This window comes from Lentilactobacillus senioris, assembly GCF_026798195.1.
GTDB classification, from domain to species: Bacteria; Bacillota; Bacilli; order Lactobacillales; family Lactobacillaceae; genus Lentilactobacillus; species Lentilactobacillus senioris_A.
Genome location: NZ_JAPQEZ010000006.1, coordinates 65,099 through 77,717 on the forward strand (window position 1 = coordinate 65,099; position 12,619 = coordinate 77,717).

Annotated in this window: 13 protein-coding genes; 1 reads left to right on the forward strand and 12 read right to left on the reverse strand. The window is 37.5% G+C overall.

Going from position 1 to position 12,619, the window contains the following annotated elements; all coding sequences use genetic code 11:
- Nucleotides 1–46: 46 nt before the first annotated feature.
- The 12 genes from OXT66_RS08190 to pdhA form a co-directional block, all read right to left on the reverse strand.
- On the reverse strand, nt 47–1,090 hold the full coding sequence (locus OXT66_RS08190; protein WP_268596885.1) for a SepM family pheromone-processing serine protease: 1,044 nt from the start codon (nt 1,088–1,090) through the stop codon (nt 47–49).
- Complete coding sequence (coaD, locus tag OXT66_RS08195) at nt 1,091–1,576, reverse strand: pantetheine-phosphate adenylyltransferase (RefSeq protein ID WP_268596886.1); 486 nt, start codon at nt 1,574–1,576, stop codon at nt 1,091–1,093.
- Complete coding sequence (rsmD, locus tag OXT66_RS08200; protein ID WP_268596887.1) at nt 1,576–2,133, reverse strand: 16S rRNA (guanine(966)-N(2))-methyltransferase RsmD; 558 nt, start codon at nt 2,131–2,133, stop codon at nt 1,576–1,578. Before rsmD ends, coaD begins: the two co-directional genes overlap by 1 nt.
- Nucleotides 2,130–2,417 (reverse strand): YlbG family protein, encoded by a 288-nt coding sequence (locus tag OXT66_RS08205; RefSeq protein ID WP_268596888.1) that lies wholly within the window; start codon nt 2,415–2,417, stop codon nt 2,130–2,132. The genes rsmD and OXT66_RS08205 overlap by 4 nt, the downstream gene beginning before the upstream one ends.
- 6 nt (nt 2,418–2,423) lie before the next feature.
- Nucleotides 2,424–3,593 carry an FtsW/RodA/SpoVE family cell cycle protein gene (locus OXT66_RS08210; protein WP_268596889.1) on the reverse strand — a complete coding sequence of 390 codons (1,170 nt, stop codon included), beginning with the start codon at nt 3,591–3,593 and terminating at the stop codon, nt 2,424–2,426.
- Between the two features lie 121 nt (nt 3,594–3,714).
- Nucleotides 3,715–5,550 carry a translational GTPase TypA gene (gene typA, locus OXT66_RS08215; RefSeq protein ID WP_268596890.1) on the reverse strand — a complete coding sequence of 612 codons (1,836 nt, stop codon included), beginning with the start codon at nt 5,548–5,550 and terminating at the stop codon, nt 3,715–3,717.
- Between the two features lie 78 nt (nt 5,551–5,628).
- Nucleotides 5,629–6,411 (reverse strand): inositol monophosphatase family protein, encoded by a 783-nt coding sequence (locus OXT66_RS08220; protein ID WP_268596891.1) that lies wholly within the window; start codon nt 6,409–6,411, stop codon nt 5,629–5,631.
- Nucleotides 6,412–6,419: 8 nt separating this feature from the next.
- A complete protein-coding gene (locus OXT66_RS08225; protein WP_268596892.1) occupies nt 6,420–6,698 on the reverse strand; it encodes a UPF0223 family protein in 279 nt (92 codons plus the stop codon).
- Between the two features lie 96 nt (nt 6,699–6,794).
- Entirely contained in the window at nt 6,795–8,219 is a 1,425-nt protein-coding gene (lpdA, locus tag OXT66_RS08230) for a dihydrolipoyl dehydrogenase (RefSeq protein WP_268596893.1), read from the reverse strand.
- A 7-nt stretch (nt 8,220–8,226) separates the two neighbouring features.
- Nucleotides 8,227–9,531, reverse strand: coding sequence for a 2-oxo acid dehydrogenase subunit E2 (locus OXT66_RS08235; RefSeq protein WP_268596894.1), 1,305 nt, complete (start codon nt 9,529–9,531; stop codon nt 8,227–8,229).
- A 38-nt stretch (nt 9,532–9,569) separates the two neighbouring features.
- Entirely contained in the window at nt 9,570–10,547 is a 978-nt protein-coding gene (locus OXT66_RS08240) for an alpha-ketoacid dehydrogenase subunit beta (protein ID WP_268596895.1), read from the reverse strand.
- A gap of 2 nt (nt 10,548–10,549) precedes the next feature.
- Entirely contained in the window at nt 10,550–11,668 is a 1,119-nt protein-coding gene (pdhA, locus tag OXT66_RS08245; protein ID WP_268596896.1) for a pyruvate dehydrogenase (acetyl-transferring) E1 component subunit alpha, read from the reverse strand.
- 303 nt (nt 11,669–11,971) lie between these two features.
- Between pdhA and def the strand changes: the two genes are divergently transcribed.
- Complete coding sequence (def, locus tag OXT66_RS08250) at nt 11,972–12,532, forward strand: peptide deformylase (protein WP_268596897.1); 561 nt, start codon at nt 11,972–11,974, stop codon at nt 12,530–12,532.
- Nucleotides 12,533–12,619: the final 87 nt, after the last annotated feature.

Genomic DNA, 12,619 nt, shown 5'->3' on the forward strand with positions numbered 1-12,619 from the left:
TCAGCTCCTTTCTTAAATTTAAGTACGAAAAAAAGGATTAATTAAATTAATCCTTTTGGTTTTTTAGATATGAAATTGCCTGTTCGAAAGTGCTAATGGGAACTACTTTCATATTAGGAGCATATTTTTTAGCTGTTTTTTTAGCAAGCTGATAATTAGTTAAATGATCAGGTTCAGCTTTCAAAACCGCCTTAGTGGGTTTAATGTAAGGCGCTAAGAAGACTTTAGCCCTACTACGTTTAGCCGCAATAATTTTTTTATCAATGCCACCAATTTCACCAACATTTTCTTCAGCATCGATAGTCCCTGTGCCGGCAATTTTTTGGCCGTGACGCAGATCTTGATTAGTCAGTTGGCCATAAATTTGCAATGCAAACATAGTTCCACCAGATGGACCACCCACATCTCCCGGATTAACTTTAACAGGGATGTCAGTGTGGATTGTCATATTGTCCGTTAAAATAATACCAATACCAGCTCTCTGTTTGTTAATTTTGATCAAGGGTTCACTAGCTGTTTTGTGAACTCCATTTCGTTCGTAAGAAATTGTAACCTTGTTTCCTGCTTTTTTGCCTTTAATGTAATTTACAAAACCGTTAGAATTCTTAAAGTGATGACCATCAATAGCGGTAACTACATCACCGACGGCCAATTCATTTTTAAACTTAGAATTTTTTTGAACGTCTAATACATAAATACCATTATACTTTCGCTCGACGTTTTGATGAGCAGCCTTATAAGCAGTAAAGATAGCCTCATTAATTGAACTTTGCATATAGAATTTTTGCACTTGTTCGTATTGCACCATATTTTGGCCGCTAGTAACGTCATTAGCATCTTCGATAGTATAATACGGCACTATTTTAGCCCACAAATAGGTTAACGGTCGTGCCTGAGCAATTCCAACAGATGTCAGCATAAAGGAACCCTTTTGTTTATCGGGATGATCCTTGATGCGGACAAAGCTATTAATTGCAGAAGCCTCTCCCGGCCCTTCAATATATTTAGGAAGCGGCCAAAACAAAAATACCGTTAATAACACAACACCAATTAGCCACCAAAAAACGGGTTTAGGCCATTTACGTTTCATTTATTTCTGCTCCTCAAATTTTCGTTTAAAATCATCAGCCACATTTTGAGGAACAAAATTAGTTACGTCACCACCAAAACTTGCAATTTCTTTAATCATACTAGAAGAAACTGCTCTAGTTTTAGCACTAGCTGGAATAAAAATAGTTTGAATGTCACTATCTAGATTGCTATTTAATTCAGCAATGGCCATTTCACTCTCCAAATCAATAGTTCCTCGAACTCCTCGTACCAAATACTGAGCTTGCAATTCCTGAGCAGTTTGCACAGTTAAATGATCAGAGACTACTACCGAAACATTCTCAAACTGATTCACTGCAGTAGCAATTTGCTGTTGACGTTCAGTAACTGTAAATAAGCCTTTTTTTTGAGTGTTTTGAGCAATAACTACATATAAATGATCAAATAAATTATGAGTTTTTTCTATAACTTCTATGTGCCCCAAAGTTATGGGATCAAAGCTACCTGCATAAACTGCATTTTTCATTATTCCACCTCAAATCGATAAAAATTCAATCGAGTTAATCCATATTCTTTTTGCTTAGTTTTCGTAAAACTAGCAAATTGATCAGGTAATTCAGTTTCATTGTCGGTTTCACAAATCACAATGGCTCCCTCTGCTAATAAATTTAACCGCTGCATCTGTTCCATTACCGTCACCATTTTTTGTAACTTATATGGCGGATCTAAAAATACCATGTCAAACCGTTGCCCTTCTGATGATAAGTCAATCAAAACTTTTTCAGCAGTCCCCTTAATCACTCGAACCTGCTCTTCTGCATGCAACTTAGTTACATTATCTTTGATTGTCTTGATAGCCTGATACTGACGATCAACTAGGACAGCAGTATCCATCCCTCGTGAGATAGCTTCCAAGCCAACTGCCCCAGAGCCAGCATAAAGGTCTAAAAAGTTACCACCATCGAAATAAGCTCCTAGCATACTAAACAGTGATTCTTTAACTTTATCGGTGGTAGGTCGGGTTTTATCCCCCTTCACTCCTTCTAAGCGAATGCCACCAAATTTTCCGGATACAATTCTCATGGTTCTTCCTCATCATCTCGTTTATCAAATTCAATCGAATTAGTGGTGGATCGTGAGATTAATTGTTCTCTCAATTCAGACATATGAGAATCAATTACCTGTTTAACAAATCCCAACTCACCAATTTCTTCAGCAATCTGTGCTTTATTTTCTTTATCAACGTACATCACCACATACCGCATCTTGCGAGAAAAATAATAAATGGTGCCATACTTCCGTAATTCCTTTAAATGCCTAGGTGTATGGACATACACTACTAACCCACATCTTTTTGTATTATCCATTATTAGTTACTCCTTAATTACTCGTTGGCGTTCTTGACGTTGTTTATCACTTATATTTAAAATAACTCCAATACACAATGATAAGGTTAAGATACTAGATCCTCCATAACTGATGAACGGGAAAGTAACCCCAGTAATCGGAAGTGCTCCAATCACCCCACCAATATTAAAAAGTGATTGAACTGTTAAATAGGTAGCTACTCCGTAACATACCAAACTTTGGAAAGTATCATTACTGCGAATTCCCAACAACACACATCGACAAACAATTACCATTAGTAAAAACAAAATCATAATAACCGTTAATACCCCTAATTCTTCACTCAAAATAGCCATGATAAAGTCAGTATTAGGTTCGGGTAAGTAGCCAGTTTTTTGGATACTATTGCCCAGTCCTACACCAAACAAGCCCCCATTACTAATCGCGTAGTAAGAATTAACCAATTGCTGACCCGTCCCAGTTGCATGGCCAAATGGATCTAAGAAGGCAACAAATCGTTGAATCCTGTAAGAAGATTTAGCAAAATCCATTTTTGAAAGAGGTTCGATTACAAACATTAATGATAAAATGATTGCTAAAATAAAGCCTCCCAAAATAGTAACGGAACGACGCCAGGGAATACCACTGGCCAATAACATAATGGCTACAATCATGAAATTAATAGCAAAACCACCAGAATCCGGTTGAACTAAAACTAAGAGTAACAAGAGTCCGGTTCGAATCAATGTGGGACGCATGGTTAACCACCATGAATCGTTTGGATTCATCAATTCATCTTTTTTAAGATCAACAAAGTTGGCTATTCGAATAATCAAAAAGAATTTTAAAAATTCAGCAGGTTGTAAATTAACAGGTCCTAAATTAATCCAGCCAGAGGCTCCATTAATCGACTGCCCAAACATCAATAAGTAGATTAATCCTATGTAAAAAGCGATCTCAATCCACTGTAAAAGCTTTTGATTTCTTAACTTATTTAGGTTAAAAAACATCATAAAGCTAACGATGATTAAGCTTAAACCCACAAAAATTGACTGTTTAATCAAATAACTTGTAGGGCTACCACCATTTTGAGTTCCGATATTAGCACTTGCCGAATAAACCATAATGATTCCAATAATCGACATAATTAAATATGGAATTACGATAAAATAGTCCAATTTCTTTAAACGTTTCATTTTCTTACTCTCCAAGTTAAGACTTCAAACAAAAACACCTCTATTATATCATAGCAATTTCGCATTTTTTGCCAATAAAAAAGCGAAGAACTTATACAGTTCTTCGCTTTTCAACGTTTAATTAGTTACGCTTACGTTTCTTAGCTTCTTTTTCACGAGCGCTAGTATTTAATGTTTTCTTACGAAGACGCACAAAGTGAGGAGTAACTTCACACAATTCATCTTCATTAAGGAATTCAAGTGATTCTTCCAGAGTTAAGTGATCTGGAGTTTTGATCTTAGCCATATCATCTGAACCAGCAGCCCGGACGTTGGTCAAGTTCTTACCTTTAGTGATGTTAACAGTAATATCATTTTCACGACTGTTTTCACCAACGATCATTCCTTCATACACTTCTGTACCTGGATCGATCATCAAAGTACCACGACTTTCAATACCCATCATTGCGTAAGTAGTAGCCTTACCAGCATTCATAGATACTAATGTACCCTTTTGACGACCAGGGTTCCAGTTTTTAATAACTGGCATGTATTTTTCAAAGGTATGGTTCATAATACCATAACCACGAGTAATTGAAAGGAATTCAGTAGAATAACCAATCAAACCACGAGAAGGTGCCAAGAAGGTCAAACGAGTTTGGCCGTTACCAACACTTTCCATGTTTTGCATTTCTGCTTTACGTTGTGACAAGGTATCAATAATTGAACCAGTATATTCATCTGGAGTATCGATTTGAACTGATTCAAATGGTTCGCTGTTAACTCCATCAACATCACGATAGATAACTTCTGGACGAGAAGCTTGTAATTCAAAGCCTTCACGACGTAAAGTTTCAATCAAAATTGATAAATGAAGTTCCCCACGTCCTGAAACAGTCCAGGCACCTGGATCATCAGTATCTTCAACCCGCAAAGAAACGTCGGTGTGCAATTCCCGCTTAAGACGATCTTCAAGTTGACGAGAAGTAACAAACTTACCATCTTGACCTGCAAATGGTGAAGTGTTAGTTGCAAATGTCATTTGCAAAGTAGGTTCATCAATTCGAAGAACTGGAAGTGGTTCTGGATGTTGAGCATCAGTAACTGTTTCCCCAACACTGATTTCTTCCATCCCAGAAACAGCAATTAAGTCACCAGCTTTAGCTTCTTCAATATCTTCACGTTTAAGACCGAAGAATCCCATTAATTTAGTAACTCGGAAGTTTTTCTTTGATCCATCCAATTTAAGAACAGAAACAGTATCCCCTACCTTGATAGTTCCACGGAATACTCGACCAATACCAATTCGGCCAACGAAATCGTTGTAATCCAACAAAGCAACTTGGAATTGCAATGGTTCGTCAGAGTTATCAATTGGTGCTGGAATTGTTTTCACAATAGTATCAAAGATTGGCTTCATAGTATGTTCTTGAGTATCAAGTTCAGGATCATAACTTGAAGTTCCGTTCATAGCAGATGCATAGACAACTGGGAAGTCCAATTGACTTTCATCGGCACCTAATTCAATAAATAAATCAAGCACTTCATCAACTACTTCTGCAGGACGAGCACCTGGGCGGTCAACCTTATTAATTACTACGATTGGAGTTAAATGTTGTTCTAAAGCTTTTTTAAGAACAAAACGAGTTTGTGGCATGGTACCTTCAAAGGCATCAACAACCAATAAAACACCATCAACCATTCGCATAATTCGTTCTACTTCACCACCGAAATCGGCATGCCCTGGGGTATCCAGGATATTGATTTGGCGATCACCGTAACGAACAGCAGTGTTCTTGGAAAGAATCGTGATCCCACGTTCCTTTTCAATGGCGTTAGTATCCATGGCACGATCTTCGATTTGAACGTGTTCATCTAAAGTATCTGATTGTTTTAATAATTCGTTAACTAATGTGGTCTTACCATGATCGACATGGGCAATAATGGCAATGTTACGAATGTCATCTCTAGTTTTCAAGTTACTTACTTCCTCCTAAATGGACTAATTTTAGATAGCTTAACCAATAAAAAAACTGTGACAACCGTCACAGTATGACTATTGACTTACTATTGTAAGAATGTCGCTATGCGCTCTTTTCGTTGCTATCAGCACTACGCCTGATGATAGCATATTTAACGGCTGGCCGTCAACCATTGTAAATGACAAACCACAGCATTCTGCTAAGATTTTTCCAGCGCCAAAATCCCAAGGACGCAAATAAGAAATATAACCGATTAATTCTCCTTTTATAACCGCCATAATTTCTAATCCGGCACTGCCATATATCCGCATTCCTAAAGCTCTATCACCAATTTCTTGCATATTATATTCATTATGAACTAATAAAGGTCCACTTAACCCAATTAATCCATCTGCCAAACCTTGATCTGCAATCTCTGTAATTTTAGTTTGATTTAAGTGAATTCCGGTTAATGGTCCTCCATGTAATAATTCTCCAGTAACTACGTTTAAGATATATCCTAAAATCGGTTTTTGATCTTTATAAACTCCAATCATAATGGCAAAATTGTTCCGCTGTTTAACAAAATTCATAGTGCCATCAATTGGATCCACTATCCAAATAATGCCCTTAGTCGTTTCATCTACCTTATCGCCGAAGCCTTCTTCTCCCAAAATGTGGCTTTCTGGATACTGAGTTTTAATTTTATTCGTTAAAAATTGTTCCACTTGTTTATCTACATTAGTTACTAAATCTTTACGACCACTTTTGGTTTCGACCGTTAATTGAGAATTAAGTTCATTAAGAACAATTTCTCTGGCCTCTTGTAACCACTGACAAACCTGATTATCTATTTGCACGTACTTAAAATCTTGCATATAGGGCCTCACATTTTAATATACTTAGCTGCAGAATTTTTAGCCATCTTAAACACTTGGTAAATATCATAAGTTGAAACAGTTTTAAATTCTTTCTCCAATTGTTTTTGTTCCATTTTACTAGGAACAATATTAGTGAAATTTCGATAAGCATTTAAAAATTCATTTCGTGCCACTCCTTGATTATTTTCATAAGCCTGTTCCACTAATTGGTAAAAATTAATTACTGTTATCAATTCAGATTGATTCCAGTCTTCCATTAAAGGATAAGAATAATTATTTTGCATTATAAACTTCCATTCATTTTATTTCTCTACCTTATTAAGTATAACTAATTTTATTCTAACAAACAAAAAAAGGCGAATAATCGCCTTTTTTATTTATTAAATATGAGTTGGGAATCCTAAAGCAATATCAGCTGCTTCTTGAATTGGTTCACTCAATGTTGGATGTGGATGAATAGTTAAAGCAATATCTTCAACATTCATGCGACCATTAACTGCTAAACTCAATTCAGCAATTAAATCACTAGCGCCAGGTCCAGCAACTTCTCCACCAAGAATCGTCTTGTCATCTTTAGTATAAATTAAACGAACAAATCCTTCGGCTTCGTCCAAAGAAACGGCCCGTGCATTCCCAGCAAATGGGAACTTAGCAGTAGCTACTTCTAAACCTTGTTCTTTGGCTTGTGATTCTGTTAGACCAACTGAAGCTAATTCAGGGTCTGAGAAACAAACTGCTGGTACACCAATATAATCGTTAGCTGTCTTTTCACCGGAGATAGCACCAGCGGCTACTTTACCTTGGAAGAACGCTTTATGAGCAAGAGCAGGGCCAGAAGCGATATCACCAATTGCAAAGATATGTTCAGAAGCAGTCCGACCTTGTTCGTCAGTCTTAACCAACCCACGATCAGTTAATTCTACTTTTGTATATTCTAAGCCTAAATCGTCAGTATTTGGCTTCCGACCAACAGTTACCATGCAGTAATCTGCTTTAACATTTTCTTCCTTACCATCAACTTCATAAGTAACGGTAACACTGTTAGCATCTTGTGATGAAGTTTTAGCTTTGGCAGAGGTAATTACAGTTACCCCTTTCTTCTTCAATTGTTTAAGAACAACTGCAACCATATCCTTGTCGAATCCGGCTAGGATAGAATCTGTACCTTCAATAATAGTTACGTGAGAACCTAAGTTAGCATATGCTCCCGCTAATTCAGTCCCAATATAACCGCCACCGATAACAACAAATTCTTTTGGAATTTCAGGAAGATTTAACCCACCGGTTGAATCAACAACGCGGTCTTTAAAACTAAATCCAGGAATTTCAATTGGCCGTGAGCCGCTAGCTATGATTAGATTATCGAATTCGATAACTTGACCATTATTGGCGGTCATAAATTGTTGTGGTCCTGTAGGCATAACTCGAAGTTGAGTATCACTATCTAAGACAGCTTCACCGTTAATGACTTCAACATTGTGCTTCTTGAGCAACATGTTGACACCATTAGTCATTCGGTCAACAACTTTATGTTGCTTCCAATCTTGAGTTTTAGCAAAGTCAATAGTTGCAGGTTGAGTAGCAATACCCCAAGTAGAACCATCGTTGGCTTCTTGAAGACGATGTCCAGCAGCAATTAAAGCTTTTGAAGGCACACAGCCAACATTCAAACATACGCCACCAACTGTATCTGACTTTTCAATAACCGTTACTTTTTGTCCCAGTTCTGAAGCTCTGATGGCAGCAACGTACCCACCAGGACCTGCTCCGATAATCACTGTTTCTTTTTTTTCAGCTTCAGCCATTTGAAAATCATCCTTCCATCATTAACATTTCTGGATCGTGAAGTAATTTGGTCATCAAGTTTAATGCACGTTGAGCCAAAGCTCCATCAATCAATCTGTGATCGTAACTAAGTGATAACTTAAGCATGTTACCCACTTTAATTTCACCATCTTCATCAACAAACGGTTCTTTTGCAATCTTACCAACACCTAAAATAGCAACTTCAGGTTGGTTAATAACTGGGGTAAACCAGCCACCACCAATTGAGCCAACATTACTGATAGTAATTGAACCACCGCTCATTTGAGCTGCGCTTAGCTTGTTATCGTATGCTGCTTGACTATTTTCAGTGATTTCTTTAGCAATTTCAAACATACCTTTAGAATCTGCATTCTTAATGTTTGGAACGTAAAGACCATGATCAGTATCAGTTGCAATACCAATGTTGTAGTAGTGTTTGTAAACAATTTCTTGAGTACTATCATCAATAGAAGCATTGAATTCTGGGTACTTTTTAAGAACTGCTACTAAAGCCTTAACAACATATGGTAAGAAAGTAAGATGAATATCTTCTTCAGCAGCAACTGCTTTGTACTTCTTCCGGTTAGCCATTAATGCTGTAACTTCAACATCTTGGAATGAAGTAACGTGTGGAGAAACATCTTTAGATGTCCGCATTGCATTAGCAATAACTTTTCTAACTGGTGACATTGGTTCTCTAGTTTCCATGTCAGCTTGAGCAGATGTGTAAGGTTTAATTGCCTGTCCACTAGCTTTAGCAGCTGGAGTTGCAGCAGAAGCAGTTGCTGAATTAGCAGCTGGAGCTGGGGCTGCAGAACCATCAAAGTTATCAACATCGCTCTTAGTTACTTGACCATGATTACCAGTAGCTGGAACCACAGTGATATCAACACCTTTGTCACGAGCGTATTGGCGTACAGATGGCATTGCTAGAACTAATTTATTAGGATCTGAAGCAGCTGGAATAGCACTGCTAGTTGCTGGAGCAGCTGTTTCTTCTTTAGGAGCTTCTGCTGGTGCAGCAGCTTCTTTTGATTCTGCAGGGGCTGCATCATCTTCAGGATTATCAGCTGATCCGTCATCAATTACAACTAAAACGTCACCAATTTCAGCAGTTTCCCCTTCTTGTTTTCTAATTTCTTTAATTGTACCGTCAACTGGTGAAGGTAATTCAGAAACTGATTTATCGTTTTGAATTTCAACCAAGATGTCGTCTTCTTTAACAGCATCTCCTGGCTTTACTAGCCATGAAGCTACTTCACCTTCGGCCATTCCTTCCCCAAGTTCTGGGAGTTTAAAGTTAAAAGCCATTACTTTTACTTCCTTTCCAAAGTTACTATTTATTAAACTTAATAATTTAAGATTTCACGTGCTTTTTCTTCGATATCGTTAGCATTTGGCAACCAGTCATTTTCAGCCATTGCAAATGGATAAACGCTATCTGGAGCAGCAACTCGACCAATTGGTGCATCTAATGACATAATCTTGTTTTCAGCAATTTCAGAAGCAACTACTGCACCCACACCTGCCATCTTTTGAGCTTCTTGAACAACAACCACTTTGTGGGTCTTTTCAATAGAAGCAAAAATTGTGTCAGTATCAATTGGTGAAAGTGAACGCAAATCAATAACTTCAGCAGAAATATTGTCTTCAGCAAGTTTTTCAGCGGCTTTTAATGATTCGTTAACTTCAGCACTGTAAGCAACAAGTGTAATATCTGAACCTTCGCGAACTACCTTAGCTTTATCAAGCGGAACAGTGTAATGACCTTCTGGAATTTCATCCTTCATTGAACGATATAATTTCAAGTTTTCCATGAACATAACCGGATCATTATTTTCAACAGCAGAAATAATTAATCCTTTAGCATCATATGGATTACTTGGAGTAACTACACGTAAACCTGGAATATCAGTGAAGAAACTTTCCAAAGAGTCAGAATGCATTTCAGCAGTATGGGTACCACCACCAAATGGAGTCCGAATAGTAACAGGCATTGAAACAGTACCACCAAAGCGGAAACGGTTACGTGACATTTGTCCGGCAATTGAATCTACAGCTTCAAATGTGAATCCCATAAATTGAATTTCTGGAATTGGACGCCAACCGGTAAGAGCTAACCCGATTGACAAACCTAAAATACCAGATTCAGCTAAAGGAGTATCAAATACTCGGTCTTCACCATATTTGTCCTGCAAACCTTCAGTTGTTCGGAAAACACCACCGTTTTTACCAACATCTTCACCAAAGATTAATGTCTTAGGATCATCTTGTAATACTTGGTCCAATCCATCAGTAATTGCTTTAATATAAGTCATCTTAGCCATGATTACTTAGACTCCTTTGCTTCGAATTTTTTAATATCGCGAGCCACATTAGGGGTTGGTACTTCAAATGTGTCCTTCAAGAAATCAGAAACTTTTTGCTTAGGTGCAGCTTCGGCTTTCTTCATAGCTTCCTTGAATTCACTCTTGTATTGATCTACTAATTTATCTTCTTTTTCTTGTGACCAAAGACCCTTATCGCCTAAAATCTTTCTCATTCGAATTAATGGGTCACGATCGAACCAAGGTTTTTCTTCTTCTTTTGTACGGTAACGACTAGGATCATCACCAGCTGAACTATGAGCACCAAAACGGTAAGTTAATGTTTCAATTAATGTTGGTCCGTTTCCATTTGCTGAATATTCACGAGCAGCCTTAGCAACTAAGTAAGTAGCTAAAATATCCATACCATCAACTTGGACGGAAGGAACACCCATGGCAACAGCTTTTTGTGCCAAAGTTTCAGCAGCAGTTTGCTTGTAGCGAGGAACAGAAATGGCAAAGCCATTGTTTTGAACAAAGAATACGGCAGGTGCTTGGAAAGCACTAGCGAAGTTCACACCTTCATAGAAGTCACCCTGTGAAGTACCACCATCACCAGTAAATGAATATGCAACGGCATCTTTTTCACCGTTCTTCTTGATACCTAATGCAGCACCAGCGGCTTCTACATATTGGGCTCCAATGATGATTTGTGGGAACATTGCACGTACGCCTTCAGCATACATATTTCCATTGACATGACCTTTTGACCAAAGGAATCCTTGTTCTACAGTCATACCATGTTGAATAAGTTGAGGAAGATCACGATATGCAGGGAAAATGAAATCTTGTTTCTGCATTGCTGAAGCAATACCCATTTCACTTGCTTCTTCACCAAAGGTAGGAGCATAAAATCCGAGACGACCTTGACGAGAGAAACTCATTGTTTGTTCATGCAAGGTACGTTCCCAAACCATTTTTTCCATGAAATCAACTAATTGGTCATCGCTAAATTGATCAAACAACTCTTTGTTTACAATTTCGCCCTTTTCGTTAACGATTTGAACAGGTTTGTTATATGGATCGCTCATTGTTGATTTAATTTTGTCGAAATCAACAATCTGCTTACTCTTTGCTGCCATAAAAAACACTTTCCTTTCCTTTAAGCAAATTTAAGTAATGCTCTGTGCATCACTTCTTAACCACAACAATAATTTAGCATCTTTTCAGAACGTTTGCAAGCCCTTTCATTATTGTGAAATGAACAATTTATTAAATATTCGGTAAACCCCTACCATAGCAAATGTTTCCGCTTTCATAAAATTAATATTGTGAATTCATGAACTTCACTTTTCGCAAGAAAATTTACCATGGTTAGTCTTTTTTTTAAATATACTGTAGAATAGAAGTAACTATACTAAATTAATTAATGGAGGAACCAAATCTTGTTTTTAATGAAAGATATTGTCCGAGACGGCGATCCAGTGCTACGCCAACAGGCTCAAAATGTATCGTTTCCTCTCTCGGAAGAAGATAAAAAATTAGCTGCTGATCTAATGGAATACTTAGAAGTTAGTCAAAACCCAGAACTATGCGAAAAGTACCAACTAAGAGCTGGCGTAGGATTAGCTGCTCCGCAAGTTGGAGTATCCAAAATGATGGCTTCAGTATTGGTCCCAGCAGAAGACGAAAACGAAAAACCAGTTTTCAAAGATGTAATCATCAATCCCGTAATTGTTTCTAATTCCGTACAACGTGGTGCATTAACCGAAGGTGAAGGTTGCTTATCAGTAGATAAAGAAATTCCAGGATATGTTCCTCGAGCAGCTAGAATCACTTTGAAATATCAAGATGTTGATGGTGTCGAACAAAAAATTCGACTTAAAAATTATCCTGCTATCGTCTGCCAGCATGAGATCGATCACTTACATGGAACTTTATTCTATGATCACATAAACAAAGATGATCCATTTCATAGAGAAGATGACGAAGTTTTTATCTACTAAAATAAAAAGCACCGGGTAAATAGTGTGCCATACCCCTAAAGTTAAAGTAAAAATACTTTAACTTTAGGGGTATTTTTATGACTAAAA